Here is a 22,633-nt window from a genome sequence, read left to right on the forward strand (position 1 = left end):
GGCGACTCCCAGGGGACAAGCACGTGGGAGAGACTACAGGCTCGAGCCGTGCCCCCAGGAAAGCGTCCGCCGTAACGGAGAACAACGACTACATAGTAGACACATAATAATAAAGCCGTTCAAACTTTACTCATCGTAAATTTGAACGGCTTTTGATTTTGAGGCGGGTTTTGTCCCACCCCCTTTTTTTTTCGCCATAATTATATTTTCATGAAACTTTTTCCATACTCACCCAGTATAGTAATTAGAATCTATTACATGTGAAGTCATTCGAGTCACTACATATAGCATCAAGGTACGCCAAGCAATGCTTGTAATAGAAGAAAAAGAAAGCAGGTGTGGACAATTGTCACAGCCAATTGTGGAAATTAAAAATTTGAACAAAACAATCAAGGGCAAACACATTATTAAAGACTTGAACCTGGACTTTTATCCGGGTCAGATCACCGGATTTTTGGGGCCAAACGGGGCAGGCAAAACTACTACAATCCGCATGATGACGGGGTTAATGTACCCTTCAAAAGGAGAAGTAATCATCGATGGAAAACAGCTCTCGACAAATTATGAAGAAGCAATCAGTAACATTGGTGTAATCGTTGAAAACCCGGAAATGTATAAATATATGTCAGGGTATAAAAACTTGCAGCACTTTGCCCGAATGCATAAAGGTGTAACAAAACAGCGTATTGATGAAGTTGTAGCGCAAGTTGGTCTGCAAAATCGTATTCATGAGAAAGTGAAAACGTATTCGTTAGGGATGCGTCAGCGTCTTGGACTGGCTCAGGCGATGCTGCACCGTCCAAAGTTCTTAATTTTGGATGAGCCGACAAATGGTCTGGATCCTGCCGGTATTCGTGAGTTCCGTATGTATTTACGTAAAATTGCCGCAGAAGATAATGTCGCAATCGTTGTATCGAGTCACCTTTTATCTGAAATTGAATTAATGGTAGACCGGATCGCGATTATTCAAAATGGTGAGCTCATTGATATTCGTGAACTGCAACATGTCGAGGCATCGCAATATTATATTGAAGTTGGTCAGCCGGATCAGCTCCTGGCGATGTTTGAAGAGCCGTTAACAAAAGAAAATGGCGGCTATGTCGTCAATCTGACAAAAGAAGAAGTGCCTGCACTTATTCGTAAACTAGTTGAATCGGGCATTGATCTGTATACGATCCAGCCGATTCAAAAACGTCTTGAAGATCAATTTATCGAGATGACAGGTGGAGGTGCAATCGATGCAATTCGTTAAAAATGAATGGATCAAAATGTGGTCGCAAAAAAATGCATGGATTATGAGCGGTCTTTTAATCGTGTTAATCGTATTAGTTGCAGGAATGAACAAATATTATGACGTGGATTCAAGCACAAAAGAAGCGCGTTTAGCAGCAAATGAAGAACTATTGGCACATCCGAAAGAAATGCTTGCTTCAGGAGAATTAATGCCGGAAGATGAGCAATATTTCAAGGAAGAAGTTGCGATGATTGAATACCGTATCGCCAATGATTTACCACCAACAAATGCAATGACTTTTACGGAGCATATGGACTTATCGTTAACATTGACGATTATGGTAACAAGTATTTTCACTGTCGTTATTGCGGCAGGTATCGTTTCATCTGAGTTTGGTACTGGTACGATTAAAATGTTATTGACTCGCCCAGTAGCACGATGGAAGATTTTACTTTCAAAATTGGTTGCTTCGATTCTTTATGGTATTACATTATTTGCTGTTGGAATCATAGTGGCATTGATTGTCGGGATGGCATTTTTCGGAACGGACAGTGCTATTGCATTGTCGATTGTAGATGGGCAAGTTGTGCAGGAAACAGTGCAGAATACATTTGTCGAAACGACACTTTACTCACTGGGTTCGATTATCATGACGATCTTATTTGCATTCATGATCGGTACGATTTTTGGTTCAAGTACGTTAGCGGTAAGTTTATCGTTGTTCATCTTATTGATGGGTTCTACAGCGACAATGTTTATCGCCCAATATGATTTTGCGAAATACATTTGGTTTGCGAATGATTTATCGTATTATGCACCGGGAAGTATGCCGATGATTGAAGGCTTAACGTTTACGTTCTCATTAATCGTTAACATCGTATATGCGATTGTCTTCCTGGCGATTACGTTCGGCTACTTTATGAAGCGTGACGTGACAGCGTAAAAATTTTTAAAATAATTCAATATAGCAAAAAAATATAATTGATGAAATTCCTCATTCCTTAATCTATAAAGATTTAGGTAATGGGGAATTTTTATTTTTATCATTTTTTGGAAATAATAGTGTGAAATATTATAGAAGAATCATATATTAGAAAATTCTGAAAACTTATTGTAATTAATGGAAACTATCCCTATAATCAACTTTACAAAGTGAACTGGTACGGACGTTATGATGTGCGGACCAATGGAGGTGGGTACGATGAACTTTGAAAATCATATTCCGTTACATATCCAGTTAAAGGATTTATTGAAAACTGAAATTGTTGAAGGGAAACATGTGGTGAAAATTCCGAGTGAACGTGAATTAATGGAGCGCTTTTCTGTCAGCCGGTCAACGGTGAGAGAGGCGGTAAAGCATTTGGTACATGATGGGGTACTGAAAAAAATTCATGGAAAAGGGACGTTTATTACGAAGAACAAGACGGTACATGACTGGCTGAATTCTTTGAACAGTTTTACAGATACGGTCAGGCAAATGGGGATGAAACCTGGTGCGAAGCTATTATATGCGAAAAATATTGATAACTTTCCGGAAGCAAGTGCGATATTAGGGCAATCCATATTATTTGGGATTTCCAGAGTACGAACAGCTGATGACCAGCCAATCTCCATCGAACGGCATTTTTATCATACGCACTTAGGAAATCAAATAGCCGCACACGATCTGAATGAAGCGACAATCTATGACATTATCGAAAAAGAATTGAATATTACAATGGTCGAAGCTGAACAGACGATTCGCTGTAGCCCAATAAGTGAAGAAGATGCGGAATTGCTCGATTTGAAGCCGAATACGAATGTTTTAAATATTGAACGGGTCATTTTAGGTGTGCGAGGTGAAGTGATCGAGTATTACAGTAGTTTGTTTCACCCGGAGCTATATATGTTGAAACTGAAAACTAAAAGAACAGCAGGAGGTGTGACTTCTTGATTAATGAACTGTTTCTACCGAAGAAAATTGTTACGGGAATCGATTCATTTCAACGATTATCAGCAGAAATTGCTCAACAAAAGATGAAGCGGCCATTCATTATTTACAGCAAAAGTGCATTAGGTGGTCAATTAAATAGTTTGAAGCAAGAACTACCGGATACGCACTTCTATGAAATTTCTAAAGGTGAGCCAACAACAGTTGAGCTGCAACGGGCATTAGCTGAACATGAAGTAAATAACTGTGATGGTGTTATAGCAATCGGTGGCGGGAGTGTCATTGACTTAGCGAAAGCAGTGGCTGTTTTTGCGGTGAATCCGAACTTGAGCTTAAACGATATTCCGAATTTGACTGAATTACACCGCTTGCCGTTTATCGCCGTTCCTACTACGGCGGGGACGGGTTCTGAAGCGACAAAAGTAACGGTCATTACGGACGAAAAGCTTCAAAAAAAGCTTAATCCTGCACATCCGAGTTTTATTCCCGATGTCGTCATTTTAGATGCCATGCTTACGGTAGATGTGCCGCCATCCATTACTAGTTTTACTGCGCTTGATGCATTAACACATGCGATCGAAGCGTTTGTTTCAACGAAAGCGAATGCGATGAGTGACTTTTACGCGAAAGAAGCGATCTCCTGTATTTCAAAAAATATAGAGATGGTGTTTGAACAGCCGCACAATTTAGAGGCGAGACAGCAATTATTAATGGGGAGCTTTTATGCGGGAATTGCGTTTTCCAACTCTTCAACAAATTTGGCACATGCAACAGGTCGTGCACTCGGTGTGAAATTTCATATGCCGCATGGACAGTGTGTTGCCCTGATGCACCCGTTTGTTATCCAATATTCACTTGAAAGTGCACATGAACGTTACGAGGAAATAGCAAAAATTATCGGGTTGAATGGAACTCAATTTTTAAGCGGTTATTTGGATGAGTTGAACAGAAAACAGCACATTTGGAAAAGCGCACAACAGATTGGCCCATTATTGACTGATGAAGTGATCGAACAACTTGCGGAGCAGGCATTAGCCGGCAATGGCATTTTAACGAACAGGAAAGTACCGAGTAGTGAAGAGATTGAAGTGATTTTTAAACAATTAAGAAAGCGTTTACAAATTGAAGGGGGAATTATGGAATGGCAACAATGTCAGGTGGAGAAGTAGTAGCAAAAATGTTGGCAAAAGAAGGTGTGGATAACATCTTCGGGATTATTGACGGAACGTATTTCGGCTTTTATTCGAACTTGCAAAAGAATGGGATTGAGCTCATATCACCCCGTCACGAAACAAGTGCAGCACATATGGCAGGCGCTTATGCGCGGGTGACAAACCGCCTGGGTGTATGTATGGCAAGTAATGGCCCAGGTGTTGCCAACATTCTGCCGGGCTTGGTTGTAGAAGAAGCGGAAGGGAATCGCGTGTTGTGCATTACAAGTGCGAGACGAACAGGTATTATGTATCCGGATCGTGGCGGCACGTATCAGTGTTTCGATCAGACTTCAACAATTAAACAGTTTGCCAAATGGAGTGAAGCAGTACCTTCATTTGACCGGATTCCTGAAATGCTGCGGATGGCCCTGCGCAAATGTTATGAAGGGCGTCCGGGTGTCGTTCATTTGGATATCCCGGAAAACATTATGAATACGAAAGTCAGCTGCGAATTGAATTTTTGGGAACCTTCCCAATACCGCATGCTGGAGCTGCCGAAAGCATCGAACTATCAGATCGAACGTACAGCCGAATTATTGAAGTCAGCTACATTCCCGATCATTCATGCAGGCAGTGGTGTCATCCATGCAGGTGCAAAAAGAGAACTGACTGAAGTGGCGGAAAAACTGCAGGCAATGGTTACGACGAGCTGGGCAGGGCGTGGTGCGATGAGCGAGGATAATCCGCTTATGATGCCAATGGTGCATATTGAAACAAATAATAATGTCCGAAACGATGCGGATGTGGTTTTAGTATTAGGATCCCGTCTCGGTGAAACGGACTGGTGGGGGAAAGCACCTTACTGGAATGCACACCAAACGGTCATTCAAGTAGATTTGGAGCCTTCCATCCTTGGGGCAAATAAACCTGCCGAACTATTGATACAGGCTGACATTAAAGCATTTCTCCAAGAGCTGTTAGTCGTTTTAAACCGAGATACGGAAACCGTAATGGATACCAATCGAAAACAGCTGATTGAAAAACATATTGCATCGAAAAGGGCGCACCGCAAAAAATTGAATGAGCATATAGCGGATAAAAATTCACCATTAAATCCGGCACAAATTCCGCATATGGCCAATCAAATCTTCCCTAAAAATACACCACTTGTCATAGACGGCGGCAATACAGCCATTTGGTCGAACTTCTATTATGAAGTGAATGATGAGATGCCGCTTTTATCGACATTTAAATTCGGCATGCTCGGTGCAGGTGTCGGTCAGGCACTCGGTGCAGCAGTTGCCAAGCCGGAACAGCCGGTTTTATGCATTATCGGTGATGGGGCAATGGGCTTCCACCCTCAGGAAATCGAAACAGCTGTGCGCAATAATCTGCATGTCGTCTATATTGTGCTTTGTGATAAACAATGGGGCATGGTGAAAATGAATCAGCATTTTGCGCTAAGACCGATTAAAACGATGTTGAAAAAAACATTGGATCCGCATGAAAGTATTAATGCTGATTTAGGTGAGATTCGTTTTGACTTAGTTGCAAAAGCGATGGGGGCACACGGTGAATATGTAGAAACGTTTGACCAGCTGGAGCAGGCACTCTTAACTTCTATTTCAGTCGGAAAGTGTACCGTCATTCATACAGAAGTTGACCCGGTCAAGCATATGTGGGCGCCAGGGTTACGTTATTTCAAAGACATGCATGCCGAACCGAAAGGAAAATAATGTATGGGAATCGATACTATTCAAATCAACTTTAATGAGACAGCCTTGTTAATTATGAACATCGTCATTGGATTTATCATGTTTGGCGTAGCGCTCGATCTGCAAGTTTCCGATTTTAAGAGATCGTTAAAGACACCTAAACCGGCATTAATCGGATTTGCTTGTCAATTTCTCCTGTTGCCGGCGATTACATTTGTTCTTGTCAGCATCATTCAGCCGATTCCGAGTATTGCGTTAGGATTATTTTTAGTCGCAGCTTGTCCGGGAGGGAATTTATCGAATTTTTTAACGCATTATGCTAAGGGCAATACACCCTTGTCGATCAGCATGTCAGCCATTTCCACGGTTTTGGCGATTGTTATGACACCGCTCAATACAATGTTTTGGGCATCTTTATACGGTCCGACAAAAGAAATTATGACATCGTTCAGTATTAGTGTTGTCGATATGTTCACGACAATTTTCTTCATGCTCGGTCTGCCGTTAATTATCGGGATGTATATTCGAAAAAAATTCCCGAAGTTTGCAGCCCGTTTCAACCAGATCATGATGAAACTTTCGATTGTCATTTTCGTGCTCTTTGTTGTCATTATGGTAGCGAATAATTTCGATACATTTATTAATAATGTTGGGGCGGTTGTTTGGGTCGTGATCCTGCAAAATTTACTGGCGATTTGCATCGGCTATTTCTCTTCCCGTGCATTAAAAGTGAACGAGCGTGACAGAAGAGCGATCGCCATCGAGGTCGGTATTCAAAATTCGGGTCTTGGCCTTGTGCTCATCTTTACCTTCTTTGGAGGTTTAGGCGGTATGGCGCTTGTTGCGGCAATGTGGGGAATCTGGCATATTATTTCCGGATTAGCAATCGCAACATTCTGGTCAAGGCGCGCTCCCGAAGCGATTGTCACAGTTCAACAGGAGGTCCAGGCATGAACGTTTTAATTACTGGGGCGGGTGGTTATTTAGGTCAACAGCTCGTCCGTCATTTACTGGAGTCTACAAATCATTCCATTATAGCAGCGGATATTCGAGATACGTCTCCTTTTGAAGCGCATCCTAATCTGCACTATATCGTGTTGGATGTCCGCTCAGATGAAGCGAAGGAATATTTTGAACAATATGATGTGAATGTCGTTGTCCATTTAGCATCGATTGTTACCCCGGGTAAGAAAAGCAACCGGGAATTCGAATATTCTGTAGATGTATTAGGAACGAAAAATATTCTGGAAGCATGTGTCCAGACAAATGTTAAGCGGATTGTCGTTTCATCCAGTGGTGCGGCTTATGGCTACTATGATACCAATGCGGAATGGATAGAAGAAACAGACCCAATCCGGGGCAATGAAGCATTTGCCTACTCTTATCATAAGCGGTTAGTGGAAGAGATGCTCGAGCAGTACCGCTCGCAATACCCGCAGCTTGAGCAGACAATTTTTAGGATCGGAACGATTTTAGGGAAGAATGTACGCAACCAAATTACGAATTTGTTCGAACAGAACATGGTACTTGGTGTAGCCAAATCAAAAAGTCCATTTGTCTTTATTTGGGACCAGGACGTCATTTCCTGTTTTGCGAAAGCCATTGACAGTGAGGTGACAGGTATTTTCAATCTGGCGGGGGATGGTGCTGTCACAATTGATGAGCTTGGCATATTGCTGAATAAAAAAGTTGTGAAAATACCGGCACCGTTTATAAAAGGGAGTCTGTTTATATTAAAGAGGCTGAAGTTAAGTCAGTACGGAGAAGAACAGGTTGACTTCCTGCGTTATCGTCCGGTTCTGAACAATAAAAGACTGAAGGAAGTATTTCAGTATATTCCGCAAAAATCTTCGCTTGAGGTATTTGAATATTACTGGCAGCATCGAATGAAAGAGTTGAAATAGCATAGATGGGGTTGAATATTGTGTTGATCCGGAAGGTCAGATTTGTATCTGAAATTCCGGTTTTTTTATATTTTGCTTTCTGTGGCATTGTAAACAAAGATTTTCCTCTGATTTATTGAGTTCAGCGTTTACCCCGTACCAATAATAATGTAGTAAAATAGTATTCATAACAATCTGCTCAGTTTAGGAGGTGGGGAAATGGCAGCGAGAATTATTTTCCATTTAGATATGAATAGTTTTTATGCATCGGTCGAACAGGCCCATGATCCGAGTTTAAAAGGAAAGCCGATTGCTGTAGCAGGAAATGCTAAGGAACGACGAGGGATTATCGTAACAAGCTCTTATGAGGCTCGTGCGAAAGGAATTTATACGACGATGAATGTCGGGGAAGCAAAGCGTAAATGTCCTGAACTGCTGTTACTGCCTCCTGATTTCCCAAAATACCGGGCAGCCAGTGCGGCAATCTTCTCCATACTCCGAAGCTATACGGATCTAGTCGAACCAGTATCAATTGATGAAGGATATTTGGATGTGACGGAACGCTCGAAATCACAGCACCCGCTCCAGTTAGCCGAGGAAATTCAGCAGCGTATTTTACATGAGCTCGACTTGCCGTGTTCGATCGGTATTGCCCCTAACAAATTTCTCGCCAAAACGGCTTCTGACATGAAAAAACCGCTCGGAATTACGATTTTGAGGATTCGCGAACTGCCGGAGCTTTTATGGCCGCAGGAAGTCGTGACAATGCACGGGGTAGGGGAGAAAACAGCGAAGAAGTTAAATACGATGAATATTTTTACAATCGGTGATTTGGCGCAAGCGGATGAACGGCTGTTAATCCGGAATTTAGGGAAAAACGGGGCTCGACTTATCAAGCGTGCAAATGGTATTGATTCGCGTCCTGTTGACCCGAATGCTATTTTTGATACAAAAAGTGTCGGGAACTCGACGACACTTCCAAGAGATGAGACCGAATACTATATTTTAAAAGAAACGTTTGAAAAGCTGAGTAAAAGTGTATCAGAACGGCTGAAAGTAAAATATTTGGCTGGGACAACCGTGACGATTCAAATCCGAAATTTCGACTGGCAAAATGTATCGCGCAGTAAAACATTGCGAAACGCAATCAATCAGGCAGATGAAATATTTGAAATCGCGTGGAAGCTGTTTACCGAACACTGGGATGAAACGCCTGTCCGACTAATCGGCATTACTGTTTCCAATGTTGTCGATCAGTCCGAATTGACCCAGCAGCTCAGTCTGTTTAATTTTGAGCAGCATATAAAAGACGAGCCGATTTTGGAACTGGTCGATACGATTGAGAAGAAGTTCGGTAAAGGCGCCATTAAACGCGGTGTCCGGGTGAAATCAAAAAGCTATGCCTCGAAAACAAGCTTCAGCAAGGACTTCCTGGAAGATCATACGAAATGAATGCAAGCTGCGTTAAAGTGGGAACTTCAACACAGCTTGCAATGTTTAACTTCTCCGAAACTTGTATATAGTATTATGAGAATAATTTTCATTTAGTTAGGTAACTACGAAAGACCCATGCTATAATAGGGTTGATATTATGCATCAGGAGGACAATATGAGTTTACATCCGATCCGGTTTTTACGAATAATGGGCTTACTCGATGGGATTTCGCTCATTACGTTATTACTTATTTCGATGCCGCTTAAGTATTTCGCAGATTTACCGCAATTTGTGACGGTAAACGGCAGCGTACACGGCGGTATTTTTATGGTTTATTTTCTCGCAATCGTTATTGTACAATTGCGTATCCAATGGCATATCGGCTGGTCATTGTTAAGCGTGCTGGTCGCATTTATTCCATTTGGCAATTTTCTGCTCGACTATCGACTGAAAAAAATGCAACCAACCTTACATACAAAGCCATTTCCGAAACAATGGCTCGTTTATGCCATCATTTTCTTTTCATTTTTTGATTTGTTCGTCCAGCTGCCGATTATGAGTACATATGCCTTGTCGGTCGGCGCGACAACATTTATCGCGGGGATAGTCGTAGGACTTTATTCATTTATGAATACATTCGGCAATATCTTTTCCGGTATTTTTACCGATAGAATCGGCGCCTTTCGCATTTTGCTATTCGGCTTGTTAACGTCTGCGATTTCGCTATTATGCTACCAGCTTGTCGATAATGCGACGGCTCTTTTAATCGTCCGCTGTATTCACGGGTTTAGTAGCGGGTTTATTACTCCAGCGGCCTTTACATTGCTTGCGAATATGCGAGCAGCAAACGAACAGGGGAGCGGCAGCGCGGTGACAGGTTCATTTGTCGGCATTGCAGCGATTGTTGGTCCGGCTTCAAGCGGTATTCTAGCAAGTAAAATTTCAGTCCCAAATGTGCTTTCAATTGTTGCACTTTATGGAATTGTCCTATTGGTCGGCCTAGTGCTGTTTTTACGTAAATCACCGTTACCAAAACGGGAAAAGCAGCAGGCAAAAGAAAAGTTGAACTGGAACAGCGGTATTTTAAAAGCATTTGGCGGCGCATTTTTCCTCATGTTTTCACAAGGTGTTCTCGCCTATTTATTGCCGATTTATGTACAGGATCTAGGGTATGACTCCAGAGTATCTGGTACATTACTAAGTGTATTCGGAATTGTTGCTGTTCTGATATTTATCTTACCGACGAACAAAATTTTCGATTATTTGAATCCGCAAGTGACATTGTTTGCGGGAGTGCTATTACTTGGACTTGCTCAAATCGGAATCGGTCTGACATCTGAAATGACTTTGCTTTATGCAATACTGGCACTTTACGGAATCGGGTTTGCATTTTTATTCCCTTCTATTAATGCGATATTAATTGAAGCAACGACTGAACAGACGCGCGGCAAAGCGTACGGCTATTTTTATGCGTTTTTCTCGATTGGCGTAGTCGCAGGGTCTTCACTTTTAGGTGCACTAGATTTAGTAGGAACATCCGGCTTTGTATTTACAGGAACATTATTATTTAGTTTCTGTATGGTGGTGCTCTATTCATTTATGAAATCAGGCGCGGCATTTGTAAAGGTTCAGCATAAGGAAAAAATGCATCATTCATAAATAGAAGGTTTTCCGTTTTGAAAGAAATTTCTTTCTAATGCGCTTTAAACAATAGTCATGTATACTGGACTAGGTGATTTTTTAATGGGCGAATATGGAATCGAAAGGAATTATAAACATGGTACAATTACATTTAGAAGTATTAGAACGATGCAGTAAAGAAACAGAAGATACAATTACAGCGGAAAGTAATGCATTTGCATCAACACCGATCCACTATTTAAAGGACAATCAAGGGGAATTTATTTATGTGGAATGTGCACAATTCAACGATATTCGCATCGATGCGGTAGCACTTGAATTTGATGATGCATTTAATCTGTATACGGCATTATTCGGCTTGAAACTGCAAAAGAAACATGGTGAAGTCATCCGTCAATATTTAAAAGACAATGTCAAATCTGCATTAGGAAGCAGCAGTGCAGCGTTCTCCGGTCAAGAAGGTCTTTGGGAACTGAACATTGCGGTTGACTGCATAGAAGGCTTCCATGAGAAGATGACGATTACAGAAGTATGTGAAATGCTTTACCAATTTGTTGCGCAATTAATATCGATTGTCGAGAAATAAATGACGCAAAAATATTTATATAGTTTTACATGGCAAAGAGATGAATATGAACTTTCACGTTTGGAAATGCGCACATTTTTTAACTTTCAAGTTGAAGAAAATGTTCTGATCAGCCAAGAAAAAATAGAGCCGAGCCGTAGTCCGTATATGCGTTCAAGGTTAGCTGTATTCCTGGAAGCGAGTTCAATAGAGCAGCTGATAGAAATGGCGGCTAAGCTGGAGCTGGGACAAAATACGTTCAAAATTCACTGTTTAAATAATAGTGATGATGCGATTAAACCGAAACTTAACCGTGCGATTCGAAACGATTATATGATTCGCCTCAGCTCGGTCATCAATGCTGAACCGGAACTCGTAAAACCGGATGTAGTATTGGGTCTTGTTCTTCACGAGGAGCGCTATTATTTAGGTGAACTTACATATGGGGAAGCAATTTGGCTGAAGCATATGCAAAAACCTGAAATGTATTCTACGGCATTGAGTACACGGGATGCCCGTGCGATTGTCAATATTGCGGTACCGTTTCCGGACGGATTAAAGGTGATCGATCCTTGCTGTGGTATCGGTACAGTGCTTGTGGAAGCGATGAGTATGGGGATTGAAATTGAAGGTCGTGACATCAACAAACGGGTTGTATGGGGTTCCCGAATCAATCTTCGCCACTTCGGCTACGAACCGAATGTAGAGATCGGTCCAATTGAAGAGGCAAGTGAAGGCTATGATGTGGCGATCATTGATATGCCGTACAATTTATTTACGCATATTACGGGTGAACTGCAGCAAAGCATCATTACAAATGCCCGTCGGATTGCAAAACGGGTCATCATTGTAACAATCGAATCGATGGATGATAAAATCGACGAAGCCGGTTTAACGATTATCGATCGAGCCGTTTTGAAAAAGGGTAAATTTGAACGCCAAGTTTTAATATGTGAATAGAAGAGACGTTCCAACTCAGTGTAGTACTGATTTGGAACGTTTTTTAATTGACACTGTATTTTATACATGGTATATTTATCTCGAATTAAAGATAAATGAATTCGTGATAACAGGAAGGAGGCAACTTTATGAGTAAATATGACAAACATTTAAAAGCATTTACTGTTTTACATCGGGCTCAGACTTCCGTTCAAGAAGCAACGAAAAAAGATATCCAGCAGCATGATCTGAATTTAACGGAATTTGCCGTGATGGAATTGCTTTATCATAAAGGAGATCAGCCTATCCAAATCATCGGTAAAAAAGTATTGATCGCTAGCAGCAGTATCACGTATGTCGTTGATAAACTGGAGAAGAAAAATCTCGTGGCACGTGTTGCCTGTCCGACAGATCGCCGGGTTACTTTTGTTTCGTTAACGGATGAAGGAAGACAGATGATTGAATCGATTTTCCCGTCACATGAAAAGAAGATTGCATCGATTTTTGATGTGCTGTCGGATGAAGAACTGCAAAATTTAACAGACTATTTAAAGCGTGTGGGACACCATGCGAACAAATTTTAAATTGATTAAAAGCATCGGAATCGGTGCATTTTTCTTAAACTAATATCTCGATATCGAGAAAAATGGAGGCAATACAAATGAATCACATTAAAGGAATCCACCACGTAACAGCCATTACAAGCAGTGCAGAAAAGAATTACGAATTTTTCACATATGTATTAGGAATGCGACTAGTGAAAAAAACGGTTAACCAGGATGATATTCAAACATACCACCTGTTTTTCGCGGATGATAAAGGTTCTGCAGGAACAGATATGACTTTCTTTGATTTCCCTGGAATCCCGAAAGGCCGTCACGGTACGGACGAAATTTACAAAACAGCTTTCCGTGTTCCAAACGATGCGGCACTGGACTATTGGGTAAAACGATTCGATCGTCTGAAAGTACAACATGAAGGAATCAAACCATTGTTCGGTAAGCAAACATTATCATTCGTCGATTTCGATGACCAGCAATACATGCTTATTTCAGATGAAAACAATGAAGGAATCGCTTCAGGTACACCTTGGCAAAAAGGTCCGATTCCATTAGAGTTTGCGATTACAGGATTAGGTCCAATTCATGTACGTGTTTCAAATTTTGATTATTTCAAGGAAGTTCTTGAGAAAGTATTAGTGATGCGTCAAACAGGAAAAGAAGATTCATTGCACTTATTTGAAGTAGGGGAAGGCGGTAACGGAGCATCTGTAATTGTCGAGCATAATACAGTGCTGCAGCCAGGTCGTCAAGGTTTCGGTACAGTTCACCATGCAGCATTCCGTGTTGAAGATACAGCCGTGTTGCGTGAATGGATCGGCCGTCTTGAAAGCTTCGGATTCGGTACGTCGGGCTATGTGGACCGCTTCTTCTTTGAATCACTTTATGCACGTGTCGCACCGGGGATTTTATTTGAATGGGCTACAGACGGACCAGGTTTCATGGGCGATGAGCCATATGAAACAGTAGGGGAAATCCTGTCATTACCACCGTTCCTGGAGAGTAAACGCGATTATATTGAAAGTGTTGTCCGACCGATTGATACGGTGCGTTCAACAAAAACAATCGAAAAAGAATACGAATAATTTGACTAACAAACTGAGAATGGAGAATGTCCGATGAACTATATTTTTAATCAAGGTAAAGAAGATAAGCCGGTATTTTTATTGTTACATGGTACTGGCGGGGATGAAAACAGTCTGCTTGCACTGGCAGAAATCATTGATCCGGAAGCTTCGGTTTTAAGTGTGCGCGGCAATATTTTAGAACATGGTATGCCACGATTTTTCCGCCGTTTAGCTGAAGGCGTGTTTGATATGGAAGATTTGGCTTTCCGTACGAAGGAACTGTATGAATTTATCGGCGAGAAAGCAAGTGAATACGGCTTTGACCGTCAAAACATTATTGCGATCGGTTATTCAAATGGTGCAAATATCGCAGCGAACCTGTTATTTGAATATGAAAATGCATTAAAAGGGGCGGTTTTGCATCATCCAATGGTTCCGAATCATGATACAACTGTGGCGAAACAGAACGGCACACAAGTATTTATCGCAGCAGGAGTGAATGACCCGATTTGCCCGCAGCAAGAAGCAATCGATCTGGAGCGCTATTTAACAGACGCAGGAGCAAGCGTGACATTGGAATGGGAATCCAACGGTCACCAGCTGACAATGAATGAAGTACAAAAAGCGAAGGCATGGTATGAACGCACGTTTTAATTAAAGGTTGTTACAACAAAATATACTGTCATATTATGACTGTTCAAGACGGAATCCAACAGGGTTTCGTCTTTTGTTATTCAATAATCGAGCCAAGATTGTGGAGGAGCATTTTTTCTTTGGGGGAGTGTTAAAAAGATGTAGATTTATAACGACAAAAGAATGGCTATATAAGTTTTTATGCAAATTAAAGATAATACCCAGTAATCAAAAAGCCCTTATATCAAGGGTTTAGGAGACTTGCATAAAATAGTGTATAAACAATGTTCAATAAGAAAAGCGAGAAACGTTATTAAATCCTCGTTTCCCGCATTTTGGTGTATTCCCAAACTTTAATTTAGGAACGTTATTTAGATTTATTTTGCATATTTTATAAAACCTTGTTGCGTTTAGTTAAAGGTAATATTTCTTATTGAGATAAATGTTTGTAGTCTATTATCTCAATTTCGAAACCGTGATTACATTTCTTCCTATTAATCTTCTCACTATCACAGGACGGGGATATTCTTACCTTAACCAAATCTTCTTTAACATTTTCAACATTTTCATTAATGTCTTTTGAAGGAATCTCAATTTTTACAGTAACATCATAGGAATGATTCTCGTTGTAAGTAATACCAACAATCCTTTTCCAGTGCCAAATAAGGCGATTATCTCCTCCATACTCTTTGATAACTCTTTTATCAATAGTTGGGAAGATAATGTCTGAAATAATGTCCTCTGTTGTGACATACATTTCTTCTGCTTTTGGTATTGTTTCTGATTTTGCTACTTGCATAGAAGTAAGAATAATCAATATAAATCCTAATAAGACTAAGTAATGCTTAACCATCAACACTCACCTCTGGTTTACGTTTACTCCTTATTCTTCGTATCTCTTGTTACTTTTTATTCAATAAACCTATCTCGTTAGTTGAATAAAATAAAGCACTCAAAGCGTCCTTTGGGAACATTTCATTGAGATTCTATTTATATGTTACCTCCATTCAGAACGAGTGAATTGAGCAGTCCTCTTTAAAATGATTTCTCGCAGTGTCTCAGAGCGTTATTTTCTAATAAAAACAGCGACAAACACTGATTTACAGTGCTTGTCGCTGTTTAAAATGTTACCAAGCTTTTATTTGGGAACGTTATTTTGAATGATACTGCATGTTATAACAATCTTAACTACGTAAAATCTAACTTTATAACGTTTCGATCATTTGAAAAATCTCTTTATAAAGACTATCTAACTCTTTTTCATTCTTTAAATAGAAATACCAAACATCTTCTCTATCGGCATCTATATCGGATAGATAAATTGTCGTATGAGAGCCATTATTTAAAGATTCCCAACGAGCCGTTTCATAGGTAGTTCCTTCGTTCGTAAACGGAAGATTCCTTTTTTCCGAATCAAAAAAGATAATAGGTATTTTAGAGTTATTATATACCTCAACAAATCTATCATTAGATGCTTCTTCAAACATCACAGGCGTTATCATCACAGCGTCAAAGTTTATTGAAATATGTACTGTATCTTCACCAAATTCATCTAAAGAAGTTGGTTCAAAATGAATTTTTTTGTTATTTAATTCAGGAATATCACCAATTACAGCAATTTTTAAAGGTTCTCCCTCATATTTAACTTCATTATTTGAACACGCACTTAAAGTTAGTAAGAAAAAAATAGATATAATACTTAAAATCATATTTAATCTCATCGTGATACCTCCTAAACAATACACACCCTCATATTACCATTTATGAGTTATTTTATATAGTTGCTGTTTGGGTGAATTACTATAATAATTGAAAATATAAACATGCCCAAAGTATCATTTGGGAACGTTATTTAGGTTTAATTTGCATACTTTATAAATCATTGAGCTTCTTGTATTTTAATATCCATTTATTGTGAAATCGTATAAATTAAAGACAAACCACAAAAAGAGAAGAGAATTTGCTACGATGTTTAGTATGATTACAGATTTATGAACGTGCTTTTTTTTCAAATATTTTAATATAAAATATATAAAAAGAACTTGTATCAAGAGCATAGGGATACTGAACATCAGAAAACTTACAATCTCCCCTTCATCCGTTAACATATATCCATTAAGTTCACTAAGTCTTTCTAGACTAACAAATAAATCAGAAATCATTAAAGATACCCATACAAAAATTATATTTATAATGAAAAGTAAAAAAACAATTACTTTTGGGTGTTTATTCAAAGTCTTTCCTCCTTCGAAACGCAAAACGCTCCCATTTATATCTGCATTATACGTTCCCAAAGCGATGTTTGGGAATAATCTGCTCTTAACGTTGTAAATCCGCATTTTTCTGACGCTACCCCGATATGGTCCATAAATTTAGTAAATTCTAATGATACATCGTACTTGTAATTCCGCATAAATCTGATGGGACCTCTTGATGAATCTTTTTTGCTTTGGAATTCGTATAACAGATAAATGAAAATAATGCTAAAAAAGGAGGAAGATTGAATATGTCAAAAAAAACAGTGGTCATATTGCTTGGTGGGATATTATTTACTATAATTTTGGTATTTACTTTTCTGCAAAAGAACAACAATGTTACAGCGGAATGGGAAGGATTTTATCTAGAACAAACAAGCAAAACAAGTTTTACGCAATACGCAATCGAATCTATTGATGGAACGCTCGAAATAAAAAATTCATTTATACCCTCTCCCCGTATTGACGGTTCTACTAAAGAAGATTTCAACAAGGATATTACAATCACTGAAACGAAACTAATTCCTGGGGAGTATAAAAAGTACAGTGTATTAAAGAACAAAGACACTTATACAATTAAAGTAAAAGGAAATCCAAAATTCAGTTATACTTTAAATAAAGTTGCACCAAGAAAATATATAGGTGAAGATGGGATTGAATATTCGACTAGTTTATATTTGGAATAACTGCCTCCCGAGAATTCACTTCCCATCGAGTAAATGAATTTAAGAAACGTAAACATTCCTAAACTGACGTTTGGTACATAATTATCTAGTCCTGTACTCAAAATCGATAATGAATTCAAGATTGTTAAGGATTACACTTAAACTAACGAAGCATTACTTAAAGAATTTAATAAGTTTAAAAGGGGGAGATTTGTTATTATAAAAAATAATTTGCTATTACTACTATCATTGTTGGCTATATTTTTGGGAGGATGTTCAAACAGCTTTTTTGTAAATGATACTACAATCACAAGTATTGAGATTCTGAAATTTGCAAGCGCATCACCAAGTCCAGAAGAATATAGCGAGCAAGAAGGTGAAGTTATTTCTGTCATTAAATCGAAAGAAGAAATAAAGCGAATTATAAATACGATTGAAAGAGCAGGACAAGAAAGTACAGAAAGCATGAATATTGCATTGCCAAATCATTTAATTATATTTAAAGAAAACAAAAATGTGATCTTTACACTTGGGTATTACCCTAATATTAATAATGGTAATGATGAATTCCTTGATTTAGACAAAGATAAAATTTATAAAACCAACGCACTTAATTTAATTCAAAAGTGATGAATATTAATATCATCTTGTTGAACAAATAGATGTTTTTAGTTGAATAACGATGTTCAACAATCTGGGCGCAATTCTGTAACAAGGATCAGCGCTTGCTTTTATTTGTAGAGGAAAATAAACCAAATTATATATAATATAATTAAGATTGTGAAAGAAAGATTACGCTAAAACTATCGTTCAGGTTTTTTGAACAAGGACGAGGAGGTAACATATGAAATTTGTTCTATTAGGAATAGCAATTATACTTTTTGGTATTGCCATTATATCGGCATATAGTTCAACGGGACTTGGATATTCAAGTGGAACAAAAATAGGATTTGGAATTTCTTTTTTAGGGTTATTGATTTCAATAGGTGGGTGCTTTTTTAAATCTGAAAAATAATTCTTATTGTACTTACAAAGGTGTTAATACAGTAATGGATATTCCACAATCTGGACGGGATTCTTCAATAAGAAGATCGCGTTTTTCCGTTATAGGCCAAATTGTTGTATAAGTAATTAGCTCTTATTTAAATTTAAATAAAATAGACAGTAGATAAAATCGAGATCTTCGACATGTCTACCGTCTAAAGGAGACGAATAACTTTCGGCATTTTCACTCTCAACTGCTGGTTACGAATTTTTTTACTTCCGAAGCCTTATTACCGTTTAATAAATGTGTCACACCATATACTTCACCTTTTCCCTTATGATTAATGGCTACGTCTAAATCATTGATAATTTGCTTCATGTAATCGAATGCAATAAGCGTATTTTCATCAGTAGGTGCCCATTGATCAACTAAATCTGTTGATTCTATTGCTTCACCATTAGGATCTAAATGTACCGTTCGGGCAGCTTGTTTATTAGATATATAGCTGGTTAAAAGGAACAAAGTTGTATAATCTTCTTTCAATTCTTTATTTCCTTTAATTACATCGATTGGTGATTCTCTATCGACTACTAGTGACTTCAAATAATACTCGAAACCTTCATCGTTATTTGCTTTTTTCAATTTTGGGTCGTTCAACGGTTCGGAAAGTAATACGTTCATCTTTGAAACCCATTCTTTAATTTCAGCATGATAAATTTGAGATTCAGATGCTTCTACAATGTTTCTATTTGTTGCTTCATCTTCGTCACTTGAAAATTTAAGGACCCCACTGAGTGTAACCATAGTTATAACGACAATAGCAGAACCGAATAAAATTTTTGTTTTCATGCATAAACTCCTTTCCCTAACAAAGTTAGTATGACCAAGAATCGCGAGACAAAATTCAATTCTTCCATAAATTAAATGCTTTCTTCTCTATTCTTTATTTCTATGTGATTAGTATAGAAGGAATACTCTAAAATCTGAGCGGATTGTTCAAATTCTATGGCTATTTCTTGTTTAAAATATATCTATATTGTACCGGAATCTATTATCTAATTTCCAACTTCATTAATAATTACTTCTTTATCAACATCAGGGGACTTACTTTCAACAACTAAAAAACTCTCTTCAAAATAAATCCAATAAATTAAAAAAAATAATATAACCATAAAACCAATACCCAATACTTTAAGTGTTTGTTTTTTTACAGCTCTAATTTCTCCTTGAATCAATTTCTCACTATTTAAGTTATTCATTTAGAACCCACTTAAGACTCTAACCTAACAGGGTTACAAGTCTCAAACGTGAAAATTAAAAAACATATTTCGCAAGAATAAGTAGAAAAACAATGCCGAACGTTTAATTAGAATGGTTTTTATGGAATTAAAGTTCTTCCACAATAAAATCACGAATAAACAATGTTCGATAAGAAAAGCGAGAAACGTTATTATATCAACGTTTCCCGCTTTTTAGTGTATATCCAAACTTTCATTTGGAAACGTTATCTGAAAACAACTTGTATAAATTGGAACTGTTATTCATTAGACGACTCGACTTTAGAGATTACTCCACTATAAATTGCTTTCCAGCTACCGTCGTTTTCTATTTCAGCTTGATATAATTCTAGAGTACCTTTATATAAATGCCCTTCAACATCTTTTTTAAATTCGAAAAACTCAGGTTGTTGTCTTAATTCATCTAAGTTGGCATAATATACTTCCGTTTTATAAATAGGTAATCCAGAAGGTGTGTGTAAATTTTCTTCGGTAGTTAAGTAGGAAACACCTTGGGCATCTAAAACTGTTAGAACCTCCGTAGAATAACTGTCATCCTTTAACTCTTTCAACTGTGTAATTGCATAAACATTATTTGAAAATGTAAAAATACCACAAGCCACTACTGCCGATAATAATAATAAACTTAATTTCTTTTTCACCAATATCCACCTCCCAATAATTGTATATATCTATATTCCACTAGATAGATTCAAAAACCTTCTCAAAGCAGAATTTGGTACATTTATTGTATTTGAAATGTGTGGTTACAGAAGCTTAGTTACTCCTTCTTTCAACTGTGCGCTTTCTTGAATAAAAGAATTGGCCCTGTATGCGTTTTAAATTAACAGACAATATTTTGTAACTTTACTTTGAAAATGTCGACTAATTTAAAAAGGAGACATTTTATGAATAATTTAATTCGATTGGGATTTTCATTAATGATGTTATTCACATTATTAGGTTGTAGTAATGTCGAAGAAGAGACATCTAAAAGTATTAGTAATAGCAATATAATCACAGAGTCAAATAATCGTGAAAAACCACCAGCTATAAACTTAAAAATTGGCGAAAATGAGATTAAAACTTACCGTGGAACTTATAGTTGGAGTTATTTTGATAAAAGTACAGGGCAAGTAGTAACTGTGGAGGCAGATCATGCTCCCCCAAACGAGATGATGAATATCGAACAAGGAGTTAGTGTTAATCTGGCCGAAACTATAAAATTAGATTTTGAAAAAGAACCAACTCAATATGAGATAAGAGTCTGGGACAATAATAATGTGATTGCAACGTATAATACATTTGAAGAAATAAAAGAAAAAGGGAAATATATAGTTGAAATAGTAGGAACATGGGAAGGTAGTACCGCTACTTATGTAACTGCCTTTGATATTCAATATTAATTAGATAATGTTACACTCTAATCTCAGATATTAAATTAATGATTCTTAGTTATTCAATTAAAGGGCGCGATTCTATGAAAAGAAATTGTGACTTTTATAGTTTCCACCATAAAAATGGTAAAAATGCTTAGTTGGGTTTCTAAAAATAACGAAAGCCAGTATCTTTAAAAGGATTACTGGCTTTATTATCAACTATAATTCGTTTCGATTATAAGGGCTTTGCCTTACGAATGTATTCCATTCCATCGGCATCCACAATGATATGTTCTTTAAATTTAGTAAATTCTAATGAAACACCGTCATCAGCTGTAATAATATATTTATCATCTTTGACTTCTACCTTAGCATTAGTATATTCTCTCTCAACATGGGAACTTTCCATATCTTCAGTTACTACAACCTTGTCAAGAATACTCTTTCTATCATCATTTACAAAAGTTCCATTAATTGTGAGTTCATTTTCATCCAAATAAATCATATATCGTTCGCTTTGATAATAATGTGATTCAAAATCCTCAGCTTTTGCAACATTTTCAAGATTATTTGATGAACCTTGTTGATCACCTCCAAATAGCATTAAAGCGCAGCCAATACTAAGCATTGCTAACGAAAGTATTTTTTTCATAAATTTCCCTCCCAATTTTTTAAAGTTAATTAGTCAATTTTATCAATCTAATTAGTTATACGGAAAAGAATACATGAAAGTTTCAATTTTCTGAATTCAAAACATAAATAGCACTTTAAGAACAACGGAACGCCTTTTAAATGTGTCCCTAAAGCGTTTATTAAATGTGGTAACGGATTTTTAATTCATCGTAAAAATAATGTCTTGCTGAAGTTTTGGTTTCACTTTTACATACTTCATTTCAATAATAGGACCAGTATTAACTAGGAGATAAGCGTTTTCAAATTCAAAAACAAGCGACCTTAAAATTTCATAATTTGTGTCTTTATAACCATAACCAATGACTTGATTAATGTTATTGTCATCAAAGCTGAATCTAGAATCAAGTATAAAATAATCGTTAGAAATAATTGGTTCTGTTGTAAACTTTAATGGTTCAGGAGTTTGTTGTTCATGAATGATTAATAAATCTTGTCCTTTGGCATCTTCAGACCATTCTAATCGCCAATACCAACTTTCCGATGTAACAGGATTTTTTAGGTTAATCACAAATTCACTAGATGTAAGTTCTAATTTCTCATTAATAAAAAGTTGGTGTGCATAGATTCCTACAATTAAACAATTCTTTATATGTTTTTTAACGTGGCTTTGATTCATGAATCCT

25 protein-coding genes are annotated in these 22,633 nt (G+C 37.7%); 18 read left to right on the forward strand and 7 right to left on the reverse strand.

The annotated features are described in order from the left end of the window. The first annotated feature begins 346 nt into the window (after nucleotides 1-346). The 14 genes from MKY27_RS07420 (at nucleotide 347) to MKY27_RS07485 (ending at nucleotide 14,777) form a co-directional block, all read left to right on the forward strand. A complete protein-coding gene (locus tag MKY27_RS07420; RefSeq protein WP_339199092.1) occupies nucleotides 347-1,252 on the forward strand; it encodes an ABC transporter ATP-binding protein in 906 nt (301 codons plus the stop codon). Next, nucleotides 1,239-2,177 carry an ABC transporter permease gene (locus tag MKY27_RS07425; protein WP_339199094.1) on the forward strand — a complete coding sequence of 313 codons (939 nt, stop codon included), beginning with the start codon at nucleotides 1,239-1,241 and terminating at the stop codon, nucleotides 2,175-2,177. Before MKY27_RS07420 ends, MKY27_RS07425 begins: the two co-directional genes overlap by 14 nt. A 258-nt stretch (nucleotides 2,178-2,435) precedes the next feature. Beyond that, nucleotides 2,436-3,167, forward strand: a complete 732-nt coding sequence (locus tag MKY27_RS07430) for a GntR family transcriptional regulator (protein ID WP_339199096.1) — start codon at nucleotides 2,436-2,438, stop codon at nucleotides 3,165-3,167. After that, the gene (locus tag MKY27_RS07435) at nucleotides 3,164-4,333 is read left to right on the forward strand and encodes an iron-containing alcohol dehydrogenase (protein WP_339199098.1); all 1,170 of its coding nucleotides are present in this window, start codon (nucleotides 3,164-3,166) and stop codon (nucleotides 4,331-4,333) included. Before MKY27_RS07430 ends, MKY27_RS07435 begins: the two co-directional genes overlap by 4 nt. Then, the gene (locus MKY27_RS07440; protein ID WP_339199101.1) at nucleotides 4,306-6,054 is read left to right on the forward strand and encodes a thiamine pyrophosphate-binding protein; all 1,749 of its coding nucleotides are present in this window, start codon (nucleotides 4,306-4,308) and stop codon (nucleotides 6,052-6,054) included. The genes MKY27_RS07435 and MKY27_RS07440 overlap by 28 nt, the downstream gene beginning before the upstream one ends. Before the next feature lie 3 nt (nucleotides 6,055-6,057). After that, nucleotides 6,058-6,987: a bile acid:sodium symporter family protein gene (locus MKY27_RS07445; RefSeq protein ID WP_339199102.1), complete on the forward strand. Its 930-nt coding sequence runs from the start codon at nucleotides 6,058-6,060 to the stop codon at nucleotides 6,985-6,987. Next, nucleotides 6,984-7,937, forward strand: a complete 954-nt coding sequence (locus tag MKY27_RS07450; protein WP_339199104.1) for an SDR family oxidoreductase — start codon at nucleotides 6,984-6,986, stop codon at nucleotides 7,935-7,937. Before MKY27_RS07445 ends, MKY27_RS07450 begins: the two co-directional genes overlap by 4 nt. A gap of 198 nt (nucleotides 7,938-8,135) precedes the next feature. Then, on the forward strand, nucleotides 8,136-9,368 hold the full coding sequence (locus MKY27_RS07455; RefSeq protein WP_339176242.1) for a DNA polymerase IV: 1,233 nt from the start codon (nucleotides 8,136-8,138) through the stop codon (nucleotides 9,366-9,368). Nucleotides 9,369-9,525: 157 nt separating this feature from the next. Next, on the forward strand, nucleotides 9,526-11,010 hold the full coding sequence (locus tag MKY27_RS07460) for an MFS transporter (protein WP_339199107.1): 1,485 nt from the start codon (nucleotides 9,526-9,528) through the stop codon (nucleotides 11,008-11,010). A 118-nt stretch (nucleotides 11,011-11,128) separates the two neighbouring features. Further along, entirely contained in the window at nucleotides 11,129-11,578 is a 450-nt protein-coding gene (locus tag MKY27_RS07465; protein ID WP_339199109.1) for a protoporphyrinogen oxidase, read from the forward strand. Then, nucleotides 11,579-12,517 (forward strand): methyltransferase domain-containing protein, encoded by a 939-nt coding sequence (locus tag MKY27_RS07470; protein ID WP_339199111.1) that lies wholly within the window; start codon nucleotides 11,579-11,581, stop codon nucleotides 12,515-12,517. It begins immediately after the preceding gene. 128 nt (nucleotides 12,518-12,645) lie between these two features. Beyond that, complete coding sequence (locus MKY27_RS07475) at nucleotides 12,646-13,080, forward strand: MarR family transcriptional regulator (RefSeq protein ID WP_339199113.1); 435 nt, start codon at nucleotides 12,646-12,648, stop codon at nucleotides 13,078-13,080. Nucleotides 13,081-13,157: 77 nt separating this feature from the next. Beyond that, nucleotides 13,158-14,141, forward strand: a complete 984-nt coding sequence (locus MKY27_RS07480; protein WP_339176251.1) for a ring-cleaving dioxygenase — start codon at nucleotides 13,158-13,160, stop codon at nucleotides 14,139-14,141. A 33-nt stretch (nucleotides 14,142-14,174) separates the two neighbouring features. Further along, a complete protein-coding gene (locus MKY27_RS07485; RefSeq protein ID WP_339199115.1) occupies nucleotides 14,175-14,777 on the forward strand; it encodes an alpha/beta hydrolase in 603 nt (200 codons plus the stop codon). A gap of 409 nt (nucleotides 14,778-15,186) precedes the next feature. Here MKY27_RS07485 and MKY27_RS07490 read toward each other — a convergent pair whose 3' ends face one another. Together MKY27_RS07490 and MKY27_RS07495 are read right to left on the reverse strand one after the other, a co-directional pair. Next, complete coding sequence (locus MKY27_RS07490) at nucleotides 15,187-15,609, reverse strand: hypothetical protein (protein ID WP_339199116.1); 423 nt, start codon at nucleotides 15,607-15,609, stop codon at nucleotides 15,187-15,189. A 352-nt stretch (nucleotides 15,610-15,961) separates the two neighbouring features. Beyond that, the gene (locus MKY27_RS07495; RefSeq protein WP_339199118.1) at nucleotides 15,962-16,477 is read right to left on the reverse strand and encodes an amino acid oxidase; all 516 of its coding nucleotides are present in this window, start codon (nucleotides 16,475-16,477) and stop codon (nucleotides 15,962-15,964) included. Nucleotides 16,478-17,262: 785 nt separating this feature from the next. Here MKY27_RS07495 and MKY27_RS07500 point away from each other — a divergent pair. The 3 genes from MKY27_RS07500 (at nucleotide 17,263) to MKY27_RS07510 (ending at nucleotide 18,691) form a co-directional block, all read left to right on the forward strand. Next, nucleotides 17,263-17,697 (forward strand): hypothetical protein, encoded by a 435-nt coding sequence (locus MKY27_RS07500; RefSeq protein ID WP_339199119.1) that lies wholly within the window; start codon nucleotides 17,263-17,265, stop codon nucleotides 17,695-17,697. Nucleotides 17,698-17,940: 243 nt separating this feature from the next. Next, the gene (locus MKY27_RS07505) at nucleotides 17,941-18,306 is read left to right on the forward strand and encodes a hypothetical protein (RefSeq protein WP_339199122.1); all 366 of its coding nucleotides are present in this window, start codon (nucleotides 17,941-17,943) and stop codon (nucleotides 18,304-18,306) included. Nucleotides 18,307-18,520: 214 nt separating this feature from the next. After that, nucleotides 18,521-18,691, forward strand: coding sequence for a hypothetical protein (locus MKY27_RS07510; protein ID WP_339199124.1), 171 nt, complete (start codon nucleotides 18,521-18,523; stop codon nucleotides 18,689-18,691). A gap of 219 nt (nucleotides 18,692-18,910) precedes the next feature. Here the strand turns inward: MKY27_RS07510 and MKY27_RS07515 are convergent, their stop codons facing one another. The 3 genes from MKY27_RS07515 to MKY27_RS07525 form a co-directional block, all read right to left on the reverse strand. Then, entirely contained in the window at nucleotides 18,911-19,510 is a 600-nt protein-coding gene (locus MKY27_RS07515) for a hypothetical protein (RefSeq protein ID WP_339199125.1), read from the reverse strand. Between the two features lie 206 nt (nucleotides 19,511-19,716). After that, a complete protein-coding gene (locus tag MKY27_RS07520) occupies nucleotides 19,717-19,920 on the reverse strand; it encodes a hypothetical protein (RefSeq protein ID WP_339199127.1) in 204 nt (67 codons plus the stop codon). Between the two features lie 278 nt (nucleotides 19,921-20,198). Further along, a complete protein-coding gene (locus MKY27_RS07525) occupies nucleotides 20,199-20,600 on the reverse strand; it encodes a hypothetical protein (RefSeq protein ID WP_339199129.1) in 402 nt (133 codons plus the stop codon). A gap of 246 nt (nucleotides 20,601-20,846) precedes the next feature. Between MKY27_RS07525 and MKY27_RS07530 the strand changes: the two genes are divergently transcribed. After that, the gene (locus MKY27_RS07530; RefSeq protein WP_339199132.1) at nucleotides 20,847-21,344 is read left to right on the forward strand and encodes a hypothetical protein; all 498 of its coding nucleotides are present in this window, start codon (nucleotides 20,847-20,849) and stop codon (nucleotides 21,342-21,344) included. Between the two features lie 208 nt (nucleotides 21,345-21,552). Here MKY27_RS07530 and MKY27_RS07535 read toward each other — a convergent pair whose 3' ends face one another. Then, nucleotides 21,553-21,969, reverse strand: coding sequence for a protein-disulfide isomerase (locus MKY27_RS07535; protein WP_339199135.1), 417 nt, complete (start codon nucleotides 21,967-21,969; stop codon nucleotides 21,553-21,555). A 180-nt stretch (nucleotides 21,970-22,149) separates the two neighbouring features. Next, a complete protein-coding gene (locus MKY27_RS07540; protein WP_339199137.1) occupies nucleotides 22,150-22,626 on the reverse strand; it encodes a hypothetical protein in 477 nt (158 codons plus the stop codon). Between the last annotated feature and the right edge of the window lie 7 nt (nucleotides 22,627-22,633).

Source organism: Solibacillus sp. FSL R5-0449 (assembly GCF_037975215.1).
Lineage (GTDB): Bacteria > Bacillota > Bacilli > Bacillales_A > Planococcaceae > Solibacillus.

Bases quoted from the DNA above. Each gene is read 5' to 3' on its own strand.
- MKY27_RS07495 (WP_339199118.1), bottom strand. From the start codon at position 16,477: ATGAGATTAAATATGATTTTAAGTATTATATCTATTTTTTTCTTACTA.
- MKY27_RS07540 (WP_339199137.1), bottom strand. From the start codon at position 22,626: ATGAATCAAAGCCACGTTAAAAAACATATAAAGAATTGTTTAATTGTA.
- MKY27_RS07520 (WP_339199127.1), bottom strand. From the start codon at position 19,920: ATGAATAACTTAAATAGTGAGAAATTGATTCAAGGAGAAATTAGAGCT.
- MKY27_RS07465 (WP_339199109.1), top strand. From the start codon at position 11,129: ATGGTACAATTACATTTAGAAGTATTAGAACGATGCAGTAAAGAAACA.
- MKY27_RS07445 (WP_339199102.1), top strand. From the start codon at position 6,058: ATGGGAATCGATACTATTCAAATCAACTTTAATGAGACAGCCTTGTTA.
- MKY27_RS07490 (WP_339199116.1), bottom strand. From the start codon at position 15,609: ATGGTTAAGCATTACTTAGTCTTATTAGGATTTATATTGATTATTCTT.
- MKY27_RS07485 (WP_339199115.1), top strand. From the start codon at position 14,175: ATGAACTATATTTTTAATCAAGGTAAAGAAGATAAGCCGGTATTTTTA.
- MKY27_RS07515 (WP_339199125.1), bottom strand. From the start codon at position 19,510: ATGAAAACAAAAATTTTATTCGGTTCTGCTATTGTCGTTATAACTATG.
- MKY27_RS07430 (WP_339199096.1), top strand. From the start codon at position 2,436: ATGAACTTTGAAAATCATATTCCGTTACATATCCAGTTAAAGGATTTA.
- MKY27_RS07470 (WP_339199111.1), top strand. From the start codon at position 11,579: ATGACGCAAAAATATTTATATAGTTTTACATGGCAAAGAGATGAATAT.
- MKY27_RS07460 (WP_339199107.1), top strand. From the start codon at position 9,526: ATGAGTTTACATCCGATCCGGTTTTTACGAATAATGGGCTTACTCGAT.
- MKY27_RS07510 (WP_339199124.1), top strand. From the start codon at position 18,521: ATGAAATTTGTTCTATTAGGAATAGCAATTATACTTTTTGGTATTGCC.
- MKY27_RS07440 (WP_339199101.1), top strand. From the start codon at position 4,306: ATGGCAACAATGTCAGGTGGAGAAGTAGTAGCAAAAATGTTGGCAAAA.
- MKY27_RS07530 (WP_339199132.1), top strand. From the start codon at position 20,847: ATGAATAATTTAATTCGATTGGGATTTTCATTAATGATGTTATTCACA.
- MKY27_RS07450 (WP_339199104.1), top strand. From the start codon at position 6,984: ATGAACGTTTTAATTACTGGGGCGGGTGGTTATTTAGGTCAACAGCTC.
- MKY27_RS07425 (WP_339199094.1), top strand. From the start codon at position 1,239: ATGCAATTCGTTAAAAATGAATGGATCAAAATGTGGTCGCAAAAAAAT.
- MKY27_RS07455 (WP_339176242.1), top strand. From the start codon at position 8,136: ATGGCAGCGAGAATTATTTTCCATTTAGATATGAATAGTTTTTATGCA.
- MKY27_RS07500 (WP_339199119.1), top strand. From the start codon at position 17,263: ATGTCAAAAAAAACAGTGGTCATATTGCTTGGTGGGATATTATTTACT.
- MKY27_RS07535 (WP_339199135.1), bottom strand. From the start codon at position 21,969: ATGAAAAAAATACTTTCGTTAGCAATGCTTAGTATTGGCTGCGCTTTA.
- MKY27_RS07480 (WP_339176251.1), top strand. From the start codon at position 13,158: ATGAATCACATTAAAGGAATCCACCACGTAACAGCCATTACAAGCAGT.
- MKY27_RS07475 (WP_339199113.1), top strand. From the start codon at position 12,646: ATGAGTAAATATGACAAACATTTAAAAGCATTTACTGTTTTACATCGG.